We start from the raw sequence: 15,758 nt of genomic DNA, 5'->3' as shown, positions 1-15,758 counted from the left end.
ATGGAAAAATTTACTGGATACACGCGTGAGCCGTTTTACTATGAAACCGATCAAATGGGGATCATCCACCACAGCAACTATATCCGTTGGATGGAAGAATCTCGTGTTGCTTTATTGGATCATTTAGGTTTCAGCTATACAAAAATTGAAAAACTAGGAGTGATCATCCCTGTTTTAGAAGTCACTTGCCAGTACAAAGAAATGATTCGTTATGGTGAAACTGTTCGTATTTTGCCTAAAATCGAACAATATAGTGGCACAAGATTAAATTTTAGTTATGAAATCTACGGTTTAGATGACGGAAAATTACGAACAACTGGCTCTAGCAAACATTGTTTTTTACTCGCTGACAATCAGAAGTTAACCAAACTTGAACGGGTAAATCCTGCATTAGATCGCTTATTCCACGAGTATGCACAGTTGGATAGCTGAAGAATAGTCTTTACCTCTTGTATTTTTTAGGATTTCCATTACGGATTTTCTTAAAAAAAATCAAAAAAGCTGCCTTTTTTCTTGTGTTGGCTTGATTCATCCGTATAATAAAATAAAAAGCAGGTGATCATCATGTATGTTGTGAAAGTATTGCACGGTTACATTGATAAAACAGGCTGCCGCACAAGAGAAAAAAATCCAGATAACTTATTGATTTTCAAAGAAAAAAAAGCATCAGAAGCTTTTGCTAAATCGATCGGAGGGCGTGTCAAACAACTGCACGAAGTACGCCCTGATTGAAATAAAACCTCAATCATTAGTTAGTCAACATGGTTGAGGTTTTTGCTTGTCCAAAAAATTTCTTTAAAAAACGAGCTTACCAAAAAGAGTGATCCTTTTGGTAGGCTCGTTTTTCTTACTATTTTCTCTCTTCTATCTTGAGAGGGTTAGTTTGTCACCAGTTAATTGAATATTAACAGCATCTACTATTTTTCCTTCTTTTGACAAAACAGCAATATTTATGCCCGCTTTATTTCTTGCAACATTTATATCGCCCACTTTTATCGCAGCAAACTGTTGGTCAGCATACGGTGTAAAACTTGAAGATACTGAGATCTCTTTCCCATTGATTTCTTGGCTAACAGAATTATAGTTCTTTGTCTGTGAAAATTCAGGATTTTTTCCTAACAGACGGATACCCGAAAAATTCCAAGAACTTTCTGAATCCCCATTTTTAAACTCAGGGAACAGCTTACGGATCTCTTCAGCTAACTGCTGGTTCATTTGTGCCTTGTCTCCTGCACCTGCCATCACAACCAAATAATCAGTTTGACTTAATGCTTCAAAATAGGTGTTAGCATTCCAAATACTCATCCATTTTGGATCTCCCTGTTGATAGATTGTTTCCCAAGCCTCTTTTGGTACTGAATGAATGGACTCTAAACCAAAATATTTTGCATTCGCTCGATTGACTTGTTTCGTTATATCCGTTTTTACGTGGGATAGTCCTCCCGAGTAAGCAGTATGACCAGTTTGATTATAAATCGTAAAGTTGGCAATCACCGGATTCAAATTCCCTTGTTTTTTTTGCTCTCTGACGTAATTGTATTGTTGATTGATCTCTCTATAAGAAAGTGCTATGTCATTGACTCCTAAAGCAAAAGTAAATAGAAATTGGGTAATCAATACGCCACTAATCACCCCATAAAACGCTCCCTGGGTAGATTTCAACACTTTATCTGGCCATTCAAACGCCATCGCCATAATGATAAATAAAACACCACCAAAAAATGATCTTCCCCAATCAAGTCCAGCTGGTGAAAGAGATAATACATAGATCGTGGCTATCCCTGCAAAGAGATAGATATAGGATAGTCTCAACCATTCTTTGTGTTTACTAAAGAAAATTCCCAACACGATCAGAATCGCCATCAACACAAAAAGAGCGAAACTATTTTCATATAGCGTTTTTGTGATTGAAAAAACACCTGAATACAATTTCCGAGGTAAAGACCACTGGCTACGAGCAAAATAAGTAGCTCGAACAGCATTTCCAGGGGCTGTTACCATCATGAATAACCCAAAAATTGCTCCTAACAATCCTGTGAACATCCATAGTCGTAAAGGCTTTTTCTTTTGATAATAAAAATAGAGGTAGCCAAGAACAATCAAGATCATCCCACCAGAAGTATTTTCATTACACCAACCAGCTAAGATTCCTAAAATGAGTAGCAATATGCTATTTACTATAGGATTAAAAGACAATTCTTGCTCTTTCTCATAATAGCGGTGGTAAAGAAATAGGAAACTGACAACGATGATACCTCCCCATAAATAGTTAGCAGCACCAGTTTCCCATAAAATTGTTTGACCGAAAGCTGGGACAAATAACCATAAAAATACATTAATTAAAAAATATTTGAAGGAATAAAACGTAGTATTATCTTTTGTGGTCATTTTATAAATCAATAATGTCAATAAAACATAGATCAGTGGATTGACCAAATTAAATACTGTTTTAGGCATCAACAAAAACAAACGTGCAATGATATGGACAACGGATCTTCCCGTCCAAGTCATATATTGTGTGTATTCATCATGTAAAATAGATGAAAAACTACTTGTTTTATACATATACTCAATATCGTCCGCAATTAACGGTGTCAAAAAATTTAAAACAACCATGATAACATAGGCAGAAATAAGAACTAAAATTTTTTTATTATTGCGGATAGTCTCTTTTATTTGTTTCACTTCGCTCCTACTTTCTTCTTAAATTTTGCTATAAAAAGGGTTCCTGTGATTCACAAAGAAAATTATAGCATTTTTTGATTCAACTTACATTCTTACTTTTGTATTCGACTGCCACATAGATCAAATAAGGAAACAACCATCAGTAATCATGAATGCGTGTTATGTACGAATAATCAAAGGACTAACCCTATTCTCCGCCCCTGAAAAAGGGAGATAAAGACCAAACACCTGACCTGTTCGTTATTCGAAATAAGACAGCATAAGCAAGATTATCGCAATAGCAAGAGGCTGTGAAAGAAGCGTTCAGCTCCGAGCGAATAAGAGAGGATTTTTTAAAATAGCTCCTCATATTTTAGAAAATCATCGCTTATTGTTGAGGAGTTGTTTCTTGAACGCCGTGAATCAGAGGTCGTGAAAACATCGGGTAGCTCTGATGACAATAAGAAAGAATTTTTTGAAACAGCTTCTCATGTTTTGAAAAATTCAGGCTTATTTCAAGGAGCTGATGTTTGAACACCGTTTAGCAAGAGGCTGTGAAAGAAGCGTTCAGCTCCAAGCGAATAAGAGAGGATTTTTTTAAATAGCTCCTCATATTTTAGAAAACCATCGATTATTTTTGAGGAGTTGCTTTTTAAACGCCGTTTATTCACTTTTAGAGCCACCAGAAGCGACTGAGGGGAGTTTTGGTTCAGTCTCCTGTCGTTAAAGATACTAAAGAAAAGATGACCTTCTATTTTTGAAAAAGTCTGGGTCAATTCTGTGACAAAAGAAAAACCCCGCTCGATAAAAGCGGGGTATACGTTGGTTTAACAACGTTTATTTGATTATTTAGCTAAAGCATCTTTAGCTTGGTCAGCTAATGCAGTAAATGCTGCTGCATCGTGGACAGCTAAGTCGGCTAACATTTTACGGTTGATGTCGATTTCAGCTAATTTCAAACCGTGCATCAATTTTGAGTAGCTCAAGCCATTCATACGTGCTGCTGCGTTGATACGAGCAATCCACAATTTACGGAAGTCGCGTTTCTTTTGACGACGATCGCGATATGCGTAGTTGTATGAATTCATTACTTGTTCTTTTGCTGTTTTAAATAAAGTGTGTTTTGAACCGTAGTAACCTTTTGCTAATTTTAGCATTCTTTTACGACGTTTACGAGTGACTGTTCCACCTTTAACACGTGCCATGTTTAATTCCTCCTAATAAAAATAAATCTTCAAATTTCGATCTTTTTGTTTTTTTTATTTCATTTTTGCTAGTTGTTGGCGAATACGTTTGAAGTCGCCACTAGAAACCATGCTTGCTTTACGCAATTGACGGCGTTGTTTTTTAGTTTTACCGTGGAAACGGTGACTTGTAAACGCACGGAAACGTTTTAATCCGCCTTTACCAGTACGTTTGAAACGTTTTGCTGATCCGCGGTGTGTTTTTTGTTTTGGCATGACTATATTTCCTCCTCAAAATCTTTCGTTATCCGACTATCGACTGTCCAACAGTCAGTGAGTCATTCAAATTACTTACTGTCGTTTTTCGGTGCCAGCGTCAAGAACATGCTGCGTCCGTCCATTTTCGCTTTTTGCTCAACTGTCGCAATATCAGCAGTTTCTTCAGCTAAGCGATCCAAGACTTTTTGACCAATTTCTTTGTGGGTAATGGCACGGCCTTTGAAGCGGATAGAAGCTTTCACTTTATCGCCCTTCTCTAAGAACTTACGTGCATTACGAAGTTTTGTATTGAAGTCATTCACGTCAATTGTTGGACTTAAACGAACTTCTTTAACATTGATCACTTTTTGTTTTTTACGCGCCTCGCGGTCTTTCTTTTGTTGCTCGAAACGGTATTTTCCGTAGTCCATGATTCGCGCAACTGGTGGCTTCGCACTTGGGGCAACTAACACAAGATCTAAATTTGCTTGTTCTGCAATTTTCAATGCTTCTGCTTTTGTCTTAACTCCTAATTGCTCACCATCTGAACCGATCAATCGTAACTCACGTGCACGAATGCCGTCGTTAACCATCATATCCTTTGCTATGGTCATTCACCTCCAAATATTATGAGAGAAAGAAAAGCGTGCCGAATATTCGGCAATAAAAAAAACGAGTTCTCTTCCAGAACCCGCACGTACTTCACCTAATTCAATAGATGAAAACTATCTAGCCCAGTGACTGAATCAACTAAGGCGAGAAGCGGGTGCTTCTGCTTTTATTTCTCAACTTCAATAGTATAGCAAATCTATATTTTTTTGTCAATCTTTTTCACTAGAGACTCTCGAAACATTCCCTAATCAGTTAATTACTTTAGTTATATACTTGTCCAAATAAAAAACTTTTAGCTATCGAAACACACCCTTCATCAGACACTCAACTTTTTTGGTGACCGTCTTCCTTGAAACTACCGAATCCTACGCCACAATGCGATCAGCATCCAAACTGACAATATCAGACTGATGAATAAGGCGATCCCCCAACCAAAGACAGAATGTGTAAAAGGCAATTGTAGATTCATACCGAAAAAGCCTGTCACAATGGTAGGAACGGTCAGAATCAATGACCAGACTGTCAAAAATTTCATCGTGTCATTTAAGTTGTTGTTCAACAAATTATTATACGTTCCCGAAAGTTGATCAAGGATCTGGGAGGCCAAATTGGTCATTTCCACTGCCTGTTTTGCTTCAATCAATGCATCATCCAATTGTTCCTTCTCTTTTTCAGTGAGCTTTCGATAAATCGCTAATGCTTTGATTTGTTCTAATAATACGACATTTTGTTTTGTACCAGTCACTAGATAAACTAAACCAACTTCGAGGTCAGATAAAGCTAGTAAATTGCGGTTCGTAGTTTTTTCTCGCAACTTTTGGTTTAAGCGTTGTCGTTCACTATTCACTTCTTCGATCAACGGGAAGAAGGAATCTGAAATCAGAAAGAGCGTACGAAAAAGTAAACTGTATACATTTATCTCGGAATCCCGATCTAAGATTGAACGAATCAGGCGAATCACATATTCTGTATTTTGAGTCGTAAATGTAAATAGACCATTTTCTTTTAGAATAAATGCTACTGGACTTGTTTCATAGTGGTTTTCGATTTTTTGTTGATGAGGAACATTGGTGACTAAAAGTAAAATATCATCAAGAGTATCATATTCCACACGAGCACGTTCATTTTTGTCTAAAGAATAGGTAAGCATCTCATCACTAATGCCATACTCTTCCTTAAGATTTTTGATTCCCATTACATCATCTCTAGGCACATTCAGCCAAAAATTTTGATCAAAATTAAAAAAATGTTTTTCTCTCATACCGTCCTCTTCTTCCTGCTTCGATAGATTCATTAGGTATCTCACAACGATTCTTCTAAGTATTCTTGGCGAATTTACAAATCGTTAGCACTTCTGACCGCTGTCTCGCTTTTAAAAATAAATAAGCCGATGAAAAGCGAAAATAGCTCTCCTATTTTCAATTTCTTCGGCTTAGCTATCGAAGTTAGATCCTATCTTCTTTATACTATCATTTTTTATTGGACTCAAGAAACAAAGACTTCTTGACGAATTTCTGCTAACTTTGCTTCAATCATGTTCAGCACTTCTACTTTTGCTTGGGGATCTTCCACAAAATTGAATCGATCCCCATCAATTTGAATTTTGGGACTTTCATTGTACTCGTCATACCATTGATCATAGCGACGATTCAATTCTTTGTAATAATCATATAAGCTTGGATCGAAGGAAAGTTGTTCATATGATCGTCCTCTTTTTTCGATCCGTTCAAGCATCGTATCAAATGAAACCCGAATATGAACCAATAAATCCGGATGTTTTTTATGTGCGGCATACGGCAACTCTTCCATCATATTGGCTAATAGCTCGTCGTATACTCGAACTTCTGTTTCAGTTGCCCGCCCCAAATCAGCATTCAAATGAAAAAGCAAAGAATCTTCATAGATCGAACGATCTAAAACATTGTTGTCTTCTTTCATTGCCTGCTTGATACTTTCAAAACGTTTATTCAAAAAATAGATTTGTAACAAAAACGCATACTGCTCAGGATTGGCATAAAATAAAGGCAATACCTCATTATCCTCGATTGACTCATAAAAAGCTCGACTTCCAAAGTGTTCAGCCATCATTTCTGTTAAACTTGATTTTCCAGCGCCAATGGTACCTGCTAAAACAATCACACTCATTAACCTCCAACTCACTTTATCACTAAATGTTGTGTCTTTTTCCAATTCTTTTTAAATATACCCCCAATATCTGGTGGTGTCAATTAGGAATAACAGGATATTTCCATTCATAAAATTCAATAAAATCTTAAGAAAAAAGAGGTTTTTCAACAGAAAACGTATTCTTTATTTTACTTCTGGGAAGGTTTTAGTAAAATAAAGATGAATTGTTTTTTGAACTTCTATGTTATACAATCTGTTCGTTAGCGCAAAGGATCCAAGGCGCTTTATTTTTTGCTCAAAAAAGTTATGGGAATAAAAGAAGGAGTTAGATTATGGCAAATTATGGCCAAGGGGAATCAAATGGTAAAATTATTCTGATGGGCGAACATGCAGTTGTCTACGGCGAACCGGCAATCGCTTTTCCTTTTCAGGCAGCAAAAGTAGTTGCTTCCTTGAATGAACGCATCACTTCGTCAGGAGATCAGCTTGTTTCTTCCTACTATACAGGAATACTGCGTGATGCCCCACATTCGTTAAAAAACATCAAGCAGTTAGTATTCAACTTAAAAAAGGAACTGCAAATTGAGCAATCATTAGAGTTAACTATTCACAGCACTATCCCTGCCGAACGTGGAATGGGCTCAAGCGCTGCAGTAGCTACGGCAGTTACTCGTGCCTTTTACGATTATCTCGAACAACCACTTTCTCGCGAACAGCTCTTGACAAATGTCCAAATTTCAGAAAAAATTGCCCATGGTAATCCTAGTGGTATCGATGCTGCGGCAACAAGCAGTTTAGAACCAATCTACTTTGTGAAAGGACACCCGTTTGATTATTTCTCTTTAAATATCGACGCTTTTTTGATTGTCGCTGATACCGGAATCAAAGGTCAGACGCGAGCAGTGGTCAAAGACGTTGCTCATTTATTTGAAAAAGATCAGCAGAAAGTTGGACAAAAAATCCAACAACTAGGATACTTAACAAGGCAAGCCAAAAAAGCCATTGTTAAAAATAACCCCGAGCATTTAGCCCAAGCGATGAATGAAGCCCAACTAATTTTAAAAAATTTAACGATCAGCAACGATTTTCTTGATGTATTGATCGAAACCGCTAGAGATTCAGGCGCTTTGGGAGCAAAACTAACTGGTGGTGGTCGAGGTGGCTGCATGATTGCGCTAGCTCAAACAAAAACAAAAGCCCAAGAAATCAGCGAAGCCCTCTTACAAGCGGGAGCAGCTGCAACTTGGATTCAAGGATTAGGAGTACATACCTATGTTTAAAGGCAAAGCACGAGCATATACGAATATCGCCCTTATCAAGTACTGGGGTAAAAAAAATGAATCGTTAATTCTCCCGATGAATAACAGCTTATCACTCACATTAGATGCATTTTATACGGAAACTGAAGTCAGCTTTTCAGAAGCTTACACAGAAGACCAATTTTATTTAGATAATCAATTGCAAGATGAAAAAGCAACCAAAAAAATCAGTACTTTTTTGGATATTGTGAGAGAAAAAGCGGGTACCACGAAAAAAGCAAAAGTGATCAGCCAGAATTTCGTTCCGACTGCTGCGGGTTTAGCTTCTTCTGCCAGCGGCTTAGCGGCTTTAGCCGGAGCATGCAACGAGGCATTGAAATTAGGATTAGATGATCAAGCTTTATCAAGACTGGCTCGTAGAGGATCAGGTTCCGCTTGTCGGAGTATTTTTGGTGGATTTGTTGAATGGGAAAAAGGACACGATGATCAAAGTTCGTATGCTCATCCAATTTCCTCAGACGGTTTTGAAGATCACTTAGCGATGGTCTTTCTATTGTTGAATGAACAAAAAAAGGATGTCTCAAGTCGTGATGGTATGCGCCGAACGGTTGAAACTTCAAGTTTTTATCAAGGATGGTTAGATTCTGTCGAAGCCGATCTTTATCAACTAAAACAAGCAATCAAAACTAAGAACTTTCAACTTCTAGGTGAAACTATGGAACAAAATGGGTTAAAAATGCATGGAACGACATTAGCTGCACGTCCGCCATTTACCTACTGGTCTCCTGATAGTTTAAAAGCCATGCAAGCGGTGCGGGATTTAAGAAACCAAGGGATTCCTTGTTACTTTACTATGGATGCTGGCCCAAATGTGAAAGTGCTAGTTCAAAAAGACCATCTAGATAAGGTCAAAACAACATTTAGTGACTTATTTAGTAGCCAACAAGTCATTTCGGCTTTTGCAGGTCCAGGAATGACGATTATTGAATAAAGGGAGATTTTTATGATTGAAGTATCTGCACCAGGAAAACTTTATATTGCTGGAGAATACGCAGTTGTTGAAACCGGACATCCGGCTATCATCGTAGCCATTGATCAGTTTGTTACTGTAACCGTTGAAACCGCACGAAAAGTCGGCAGCATCCAATCTGAGCAATATAGTGGCATGCCGATTCGTTGGACTCGGCGTGATGGTGAACTTGTCTTGGATATTCGTGAAAATCCATTTCATTATATCCTTGCTGCCATTCGTTTGACTGAAAAATACGCACGAGAAAAAAATATTTTACTTTCTTTTTATGACCTAAAAGTGACAAGTGAATTGGATAGTTCTAACGGACGCAAATACGGTCTAGGCTCAAGTGGCGCCGTAACTGTCGCAACAGTCAAGGCATTGAATATGTTTTATGCGTTAAATCTTACACAGATTGAAATTTTCAAAATTGCTGCACTAGCAAATTTAACGGTTCAAGATAATGGCTCTTGTGGAGATATTGCAGCTAGTTGTTATGGTGGTTGGATTGCTTTTTCAACCTTTGATCACCAGTGGCTCCAAGAACAAGAAAAACAACATACGATCGTTGAACTCATCGAAATGGATTGGCCTGGTTTATCCATTGAGTCTCTTCCGACACCGAAAGATCTGCGTTTACTGATTGGTTGGACTGGCAGTCCTGCATCAACTTCTGATTTAGTCGATCAAGTCCATCGCTCACGTAAGGAAAAAATGGTAGCCTATCAAAAATTTTTACAAGATAGTACCTTATGCGTCCATGAAATGATTAAAGGATTCAAAGAGAATAACATTGATTTGATTCAAGCTATGATTAGAAAAAACCGACAACTACTCCATGAGCTATCGTCAATTACGGGCGTATTGATCGAAACGCCTGCTTTAAATAAATTATGTAGCTTAGCAGAAGAATACGAGGGCGCAGCAAAATCATCTGGAGCAGGTGGTGGCGATTGTGGTATCGTAATCGTGGATCAAAAATCCGGTATCTTGCCTTTGATGAGCGCTTGGGAATTAGCAGAAATTACACCCTTGCCATTACACGTCTATAGTAACCAACGAAAGGAAAAAGGATGAATCGAAAAGATGAACATGTCTCATTAGCTAAAGCTTTTCATAGTAAACAAAAAAATGAATTTGATACGGTTCGAATCGTTCATAACCCCTTACCTGAAGTTTCCATGTCAGAGATTGATCTACATACGACTGTTGCTGGCTTAACTTTAGACTATCCTTTATATATCAATGCTATGACTGGTGGAAGTGAAAAAACTAAAAAAATCAACCATGATTTAGCGATGATCGCAAAAGAAACAAATTTAATGATTGCCACGGGTTCAGTCAGTGCAGCTTTAAAAGATCCTGCTTTAAGCGATTCTTACACGATCATGCGTGACGTTTATCCAGAAGGAAAGATCCTTGCCAACGTAGGAGCCGGCACCTCTTTAGCACGAGCAAAAGAGGCGATTGAACTATTTCAAGCCGATGCTTTACAACTCCATCTCAATGCACCACAAGAATTGGTGATGCCTGAAGGGGATCGTGATTTTTCCAATTGGAAAGAATTGATCAAAGAAATCAGCGAAGGCATTTCGGTTCCTTTGATCGTGAAAGAAGTCGGTTTTGGTATGACTAGAGAAACGATCGATGAACTAGCCGAGTTGGGGGTTCAGACAATCGATATCAGTGGCCGAAGCGGAACCAGCTTCACTCAAATCGAAAATGCTCGTCGCAAAAAAAGAGAGTTAGATTATTTAGTCGATTGGGGACAATCAACGGTTACTTCTCTGCTAGAGGCAAACGAAGCCCGACATCAAGTAGAGATTCTTGCTTCTGGTGGTATTCGCAATGCCTTCGACCTCTTCAAAGCACTTTGTCTTGGTGCCAATGCAGTAGGCGTTTCTGGAACGATCTTAACGCATCTCATGACACACGGCGTGGCAGAAACGATCCAACTAGTCCAACAATGGCAAGCAGAACTTCAACGGCTATTGACCATGGTAGGAGCTAAAACTATCCAAGAACTTCATCACCAACCCTTGATCTTATCTGGAACTACTAAAGATTGGTGCGAAGCCCGAGGAATCCCTCTGACCAAATATGGCACACGAAAGAAATAAACAAATCGATTCAACTCAAAAAGGTTGTCCAATCATCGAAAAGATGAATGACGACCTTTTTTGTCTACAAAAATACAAAGTTCCCTTAGAATAAAGAATGAGATTTTCTTATGGCGTTGACTCTATTTTATCCTTCACCAATCACTTCATACTTTTGTTCTAGTTTTCATGCGATAAATAATAGGATACCAACTCTTTTTCATCTGATAAACAAAAATAAAACCTATGTATCTTTGACAAACGGCTATAATTCCATTCCTGGCATCATTGGCGGAGCGCTAGGTTTTATTATACCCATCCCCTTCCCTATCTCAAGATTACTCGTTTCACATACTTTCCCTAGTTCTTTGCTTATTAAATCAGTCAATTGTTTTTTTCCCTGCTGTTTTTCCTGAACTGCTGTTTCACGCTTAAAGTTATCTGGATTGGTTAGTAGATAACTATAAATATCTCTCCAACTCATCTGAAGATCTCGTTCTATTTTTTTTCGTTTTTTATCCACTTTACCACCACTAAATAGATTGAGCGTTTTTCCGCCAGGGTTAATCCTGAATCGTATAATTTTTTCTAGCTGCATAGATCTTTTAAGATATAAACGTATTATGACATAATAGTCTATTTTATTTTGATTAAAACAAGGATTCTTTACATTCCCTAATTTTTTTAACGTTTGATCTAGCTCCTTAAGATTGTGGAGATTATTTTTTAATTGTTGCTTTCGTTGTTTTTCAGTCAATTCTTTAGTAACCAGTTTTAGTTCTTTTGTTGTTACTTTTTCTTTTGCTGCTATATTTTTTTCGGTTGCTGCTTCCTCTTTTAGTTTGTCATCCTCCGGTGTATTTTTTTCATCTGCGACAACTTTAGTGTTCACCACGTACTTTAATAAAGAATGATCGATCCATTTTTCACCTCTCCTACCAGTTAAATACTGCATTTCCTTCGTCAGTTTTTTTATCTCAGACTTGCAATTTTTGATTTCTTTTGCTATTTCGTTAAGCTCTTTTTTTTTGCTCTTGATCGTTTCACCATGTACTCGCTTGGTGCTTTTATATAATGCATTTTTTTTTGCTTTCACTGCGTTTTGAAGTTCCTGCTCACAATCTTCCTTTTTTTTAATTTGAGAATGCTTTTTCTTATACCAATCCTCTCTTTTCTTAGCCCGTTCTTCAATTTCTCTCTTTAGTTCATTTTTCAACTCTATGTATAGCTCAGTGCATTTGTGTACGTTTTCAAGTGGTTCTAAGTTTTCCCGCAATTTGACTTCTAATGAATCAACGGTTGACATCAATTGTTCTTTTCCCATATTTTCTTGATTTTTTGTTTTCTCAAATACTGGTTTTGTCATCCTAAAAACTTCCTTCCTTTTTTCATTTTTACTTATCTAAAGTAACATGGTTCATCGGTCTTGATAAAACTACTTTTTCTAAAAAAGCGAATTAATCGTTTTTTTCTAACAAAAGAAATTCCTACGCTAGTTCTAACGAGATTGTTCCCCTTTCCGACAAAAAAAGGGACTGGGACAAAAGTTGTCTCAGTCTCTTCTGGCATCTCTAAAAACGAATAAACGGTGAGACAAAAGTAGCATCTTCGGAAATAAGCCGAAATTTACCAAAAATTTGAGAAGCAATTTTCGGAAATTCCTTCTTATTTCTTGATGCTGAACACTTTTGTCTCAACCTCTTGATTAACTATAATTGTATTGAATTAACCATTATAAGCATCAATAATGATTTGTTTTAGCTCACTGATCAATGGCTCTTTTGGATTTGCTGTTGTACATTGATCTTCATAAGCAAGTTCTGCCATACGGTCAACCGTTGAATCTAAGGTTTCTTGTGTTACACCTTGCGCCTTCAAGCTCATATTGATTCCAACTGATTGTCCTAATTCATAAACTGCTGTTGCTAAAGCTTCAACTAATTCCGCTGTTGTTTGTCCTTTTAACCCTAAGAACTTAGCAATATCTGCATAGTCTGTATCTGCACGGAAGTAATCATATTTAGGGAACATTGCATGTTTTTGTGGATCTTTTGCATTATAGCGGATGATATGTGGTAATAAAATGGCATTTGTACGACCATGTGGGATACCATATTCTCCACCAATTTTATGCGCAACTGAGTGACAAATTCCTAAGAAGGCGTTCGCAAATGCCATCCCTGCCATTGTAGAAGCGTTGTGCATTTTTTCTCGTGATTCCATATCAGGAGTTTTCACTGATTTTTCTAGGTAATCGAAGACTAATTTGATTGCTTGTAAGCTCAATCCTCTTGTATAATCAGAAGCCATAACAGAAACATAAGACTCAATCGCATGAGTTAATACGTCCATCCCTGTATCTGCCGTGACAGAAGCTGGTACTGACATGACAAATTGTGGGTCGACGATTGCTACATCTGGTGTTAATGCATAATCTGCCAATGGATATTTCACATGTGTATCACTATCTGTGATAACGGCAAAAGGTGTTACTTCAGAACCCGTTCCTGAAGTTGTCGGAATACACACAAATTGTGTTTTTTCTGGTTTATCGATCTTATATGTCCGTTTACGGATATCTAAGAATTTTTGTTTTGCTCCAAAGAATGAAGTATCTGGGTGTTCATAGAACATCCACATTCCTTTAGCAGCATCCATTGCAGAACCGCCACCTAATGCAATCACTGTGTCTGGTTTGAAATCAGCCATCAATTTCGTTCCTGCATAGACTGTGTTTGTTGAAGGATTTGGCTCAACTTCTGAGAAGACTTCGATTTTCACATCATTCTTACGTCTTGATAGTACTTCACGAACCGTATCACAGTAACCAAACTGCACCATACCAGGATCACAAACGATCATGACACGCTCTACGTTTTCCATTTTTTCTAAATAAAGCAAAGAGTTCTTTTCAAAGAAGATTTTTGGTGGTAATTTGAACCATTGCATATTATTTCTCCGTTTCGCTACAGTTTTGACATTGATCAAGTTGATGGCACTTACATTTCTAGAAACAGAATTTTTACCATATGAACCACAACCTAAAGTTAGTGAAGGGATCATTTCGTTGTAGATATTTCCGATTCCACCTTCTGCTGAAGGAGTATTTACTAAGATACGGCAAGCTTTCATCCGTAGACCAAACTTCACATGTAGCTCTTCATCCTCTGAGTGAATCACTGCAGTATGGCCTAACCCGCCTAAGTTCAACATTCCTTCGCATAATTCAAAGGCATGTTCTGTATTGTTTGCTTTAACCATTGCAAGTACTGGAGAAAGTTTTTCACGTGAAAGAGGGTAATCCGCTCCGACACCTTCTAATTCAGCTACTAACATTTTTGTCCCTTCTGGAACTTTGATGCCAGCTAGTTTTGCAATGTCCATTGCAGAATGTCCAACGATTGCTGGATTTACTGCGTATTTACCTTCATTCATCACTGCATCTTCTAATTTTGAAAGTTCAGCTGGTTTCACAAAATAGACTTGATGTGCTTGGAATTCTGCTTTAACTGCAGCATAGACTTCTTTGTCAACGATTACTGCTTGCTCAGAAGCACAAATCATTCCGTTATCGAACGTTTTAGAAACGATCAAGTCATTCACTGCTCGTTTGATTTTTGCTGTTTTTTCAATATATGCTGGTACATTACCTGGTCCAACACCTAAAGCTGGCTTTCCTGTTGAATAAGCAGATTTTACCATTCCTGCCCCACCAGTAGCTAAAACAATTGCGATCCCTGGATGATTCATCAACATTGAAGTCGCTTCAATCGATGGATGTTCAATCCATTGAATACAATTTTCAGGTGCGCCAGCTGCGATCGCTGCGTCACGAACGACACGTGCTGCTTCAGCAGAAGATTTTTGAGCACTTGGATGGAATGCAAAAACGATTGGGTTTCTTGTTTTCAACGCGATCATTGATTTAAAAATTGTCGTTGATGTTGGGTTAGTTGTTGGAGTTACCCCACAAACCACACCAACTGGTTCAGCAATTTCAATCAAGCCTTTTTGAACATCTTCATTGATGACACCAACTGTTCTATCGTGCTTGATGTTATTCCAAATATATTCAGAAGCATACATATTTTTGATCGCTTTATCTTCATAGATCCCACGACCAGTTTCTTCAACTGCCATTTTAGCTAACGGCATATGTTGATCTAATGCTGCCATTGCCATTTCATGCACAATATGATCTACTTTTTCTTGATCAAAGTTTTCCATCTCTTTTAATGCGACATTTGCTTTCGTTGCTAATTCATCAATCATTCCTTGAACATCAATAGTTTTTGGTTGTTCTTTCTCCATTACTTTAGCCATTGTCTTCCTCCTAATGGGTCATGGTTGTTTGTTAATTAATTCACATTCTCATCATACAACAAACCTTTTCAGATGTAAACCTTTATTGTGATTTTTTTCACAGTTTTTTAAATTTCGATTAAATCCTTTATTTATCAGTATTTTTATTTATTATCCTAATTATCCAAAGTATTTTATCAAAAAAACAGTTTATTCAAAACTTAACAAAGTCAGAGTTTTA

Annotated in this window: 14 protein-coding genes and 1 other annotated feature; of the genes, 6 read left to right on the top strand and 8 right to left on the bottom strand. The window is 37.5% G+C overall.

The window, feature by feature from the left end:
• Together IGK21_RS01230 and IGK21_RS01225 are read left to right on the top strand one after the other, a co-directional pair.
• Nucleotides 1-432: an acyl-CoA thioesterase gene (locus IGK21_RS01230; protein WP_034699323.1), complete on the top strand. Its 432-nt coding sequence runs from the start codon at nt 1-3 to the stop codon at nt 430-432.
• Between the two features lie 132 nt (nt 433-564).
• Nucleotides 565-732 (top strand): hypothetical protein, encoded by a 168-nt coding sequence (locus tag IGK21_RS01225; protein ID WP_010720280.1) that lies wholly within the window; start codon nt 565-567, stop codon nt 730-732.
• A 132-nt stretch (nt 733-864) separates the two neighbouring features.
• On the opposite strand, the gene IGK21_RS01220 is transcribed toward IGK21_RS01225, so the two are convergent.
• The 6 genes from IGK21_RS01220 to IGK21_RS01195 all read right to left on the bottom strand — a co-directional run bounded on the left by IGK21_RS01220 (nt 865) and on the right by IGK21_RS01195 (nt 6,863).
• Nucleotides 865-2,685 (bottom strand): DUF3329 domain-containing protein, encoded by a 1,821-nt coding sequence (locus tag IGK21_RS01220; RefSeq protein WP_051641768.1) that lies wholly within the window; start codon nt 2,683-2,685, stop codon nt 865-867.
• 824 nt (nt 2,686-3,509) lie between these two features.
• Nucleotides 3,510-3,869, bottom strand: a complete 360-nt coding sequence (gene rplT / locus IGK21_RS01215; protein ID WP_010720283.1) for a 50S ribosomal protein L20 — start codon at nt 3,867-3,869, stop codon at nt 3,510-3,512.
• A 54-nt stretch (nt 3,870-3,923) separates the two neighbouring features.
• A complete protein-coding gene (gene rpmI, locus IGK21_RS01210) occupies nt 3,924-4,124 on the bottom strand; it encodes a 50S ribosomal protein L35 (RefSeq protein WP_002289309.1) in 201 nt (66 codons plus the stop codon).
• 71 nt (nt 4,125-4,195) lie between these two features.
• Nucleotides 4,196-4,720 carry a translation initiation factor IF-3 gene (gene infC / locus IGK21_RS01205; RefSeq protein ID WP_010720284.1) on the bottom strand — a complete coding sequence of 175 codons (525 nt, stop codon included), beginning with the start codon at nt 4,718-4,720 and terminating at the stop codon, nt 4,196-4,198.
• A 44-nt stretch (nt 4,721-4,764) separates the two neighbouring features.
• Nucleotides 4,765-4,890: a sequence feature (ribosomal protein L20 leader region), on the bottom strand.
• 183 nt (nt 4,891-5,073) lie between these two features.
• Entirely contained in the window at nt 5,074-5,979 is a 906-nt protein-coding gene (locus IGK21_RS01200; RefSeq protein WP_010736889.1) for a magnesium transporter CorA family protein, read from the bottom strand.
• A 224-nt stretch (nt 5,980-6,203) separates the two neighbouring features.
• Nucleotides 6,204-6,863: a deoxynucleoside kinase gene (locus IGK21_RS01195; protein ID WP_025480266.1), complete on the bottom strand. Its 660-nt coding sequence runs from the start codon at nt 6,861-6,863 to the stop codon at nt 6,204-6,206.
• Between the two features lie 314 nt (nt 6,864-7,177).
• Between IGK21_RS01195 and mvk the strand changes: the two genes are divergently transcribed.
• Genes mvk through fni form a run of 4 tightly spaced genes read left to right on the top strand, consistent with a single transcriptional unit; the run spans nt 7,178 to nt 11,236 of the window.
• On the top strand, nt 7,178-8,125 hold the full coding sequence (gene mvk, locus IGK21_RS01190; RefSeq protein WP_181914774.1) for a mevalonate kinase: 948 nt from the start codon (nt 7,178-7,180) through the stop codon (nt 8,123-8,125).
• Nucleotides 8,118-9,095, top strand: a complete 978-nt coding sequence (gene mvaD, locus IGK21_RS01185; RefSeq protein ID WP_010736887.1) for a diphosphomevalonate decarboxylase — start codon at nt 8,118-8,120, stop codon at nt 9,093-9,095. Before mvk ends, mvaD begins: the two co-directional genes overlap by 8 nt.
• Before the next feature lie 12 nt (nt 9,096-9,107).
• Nucleotides 9,108-10,193, top strand: a complete 1,086-nt coding sequence (locus tag IGK21_RS01180) for a phosphomevalonate kinase (protein WP_010720289.1) — start codon at nt 9,108-9,110, stop codon at nt 10,191-10,193.
• The gene (fni, locus tag IGK21_RS01175) at nt 10,190-11,236 is read left to right on the top strand and encodes a type 2 isopentenyl-diphosphate Delta-isomerase (protein WP_181914773.1); all 1,047 of its coding nucleotides are present in this window, start codon (nt 10,190-10,192) and stop codon (nt 11,234-11,236) included. Before IGK21_RS01180 ends, fni begins: the two co-directional genes overlap by 4 nt.
• A gap of 244 nt (nt 11,237-11,480) precedes the next feature.
• Here fni and IGK21_RS01170 read toward each other — a convergent pair whose 3' ends face one another.
• The gene (locus IGK21_RS01170) at nt 11,481-12,581 is read right to left on the bottom strand and encodes a hypothetical protein (protein WP_181914772.1); all 1,101 of its coding nucleotides are present in this window, start codon (nt 12,579-12,581) and stop codon (nt 11,481-11,483) included.
• Nucleotides 12,582-12,940: 359 nt separating this feature from the next.
• Nucleotides 12,941-15,538 (bottom strand): bifunctional acetaldehyde-CoA/alcohol dehydrogenase, encoded by a 2,598-nt coding sequence (gene adhE / locus IGK21_RS01165; protein WP_181914771.1) that lies wholly within the window; start codon nt 15,536-15,538, stop codon nt 12,941-12,943.
• Nucleotides 15,539-15,758 lie beyond the last annotated feature (220 nt).

Source organism: Enterococcus sp. DIV1421a (assembly GCF_051711025.1).
GTDB lineage: Bacteria > Bacillota > Bacilli > Lactobacillales > Enterococcaceae > Enterococcus_B > Enterococcus_B hirae.
The sequence above is the reverse complement of the archived record's forward strand: the minus strand, read 5'-3'. Positions and strand labels throughout refer to the sequence as shown.

Bases quoted from the DNA above. Each gene is read 5' to 3' on its own strand.
- IGK21_RS01230 (WP_034699323.1), top strand. From the start codon at position 1: ATGGAAAAATTTACTGGATACACGCGTGAGCCGTTTTACTATGAAACC.
- IGK21_RS01225 (WP_010720280.1), top strand. From the start codon at position 565: ATGTATGTTGTGAAAGTATTGCACGGTTACATTGATAAAACAGGCTGC.
- rplT (WP_010720283.1), bottom strand. From the start codon at position 3,869: ATGGCACGTGTTAAAGGTGGAACAGTCACTCGTAAACGTCGTAAAAGA.
- rpmI (WP_002289309.1), bottom strand. From the start codon at position 4,124: ATGCCAAAACAAAAAACACACCGCGGATCAGCAAAACGTTTCAAACGT.
- infC (WP_010720284.1), bottom strand. From the start codon at position 4,720: ATGACCATAGCAAAGGATATGATGGTTAACGACGGCATTCGTGCACGT.
- IGK21_RS01200 (WP_010736889.1), bottom strand. From the start codon at position 5,979: ATGAGAGAAAAACATTTTTTTAATTTTGATCAAAATTTTTGGCTGAAT.
- IGK21_RS01195 (WP_025480266.1), bottom strand. From the start codon at position 6,863: ATGAGTGTGATTGTTTTAGCAGGTACCATTGGCGCTGGAAAATCAAGT.
- mvk (WP_181914774.1), top strand. From the start codon at position 7,178: ATGGCAAATTATGGCCAAGGGGAATCAAATGGTAAAATTATTCTGATG.
- mvaD (WP_010736887.1), top strand. From the start codon at position 8,118: ATGTTTAAAGGCAAAGCACGAGCATATACGAATATCGCCCTTATCAAG.
- IGK21_RS01180 (WP_010720289.1), top strand. From the start codon at position 9,108: ATGATTGAAGTATCTGCACCAGGAAAACTTTATATTGCTGGAGAATAC.
- fni (WP_181914773.1), top strand. From the start codon at position 10,190: ATGAATCGAAAAGATGAACATGTCTCATTAGCTAAAGCTTTTCATAGT.
- IGK21_RS01170 (WP_181914772.1), bottom strand. From the start codon at position 12,581: ATGACAAAACCAGTATTTGAGAAAACAAAAAATCAAGAAAATATGGGA.
- adhE (WP_181914771.1), bottom strand. From the start codon at position 15,538: ATGGCTAAAGTAATGGAGAAAGAACAACCAAAAACTATTGATGTTCAA.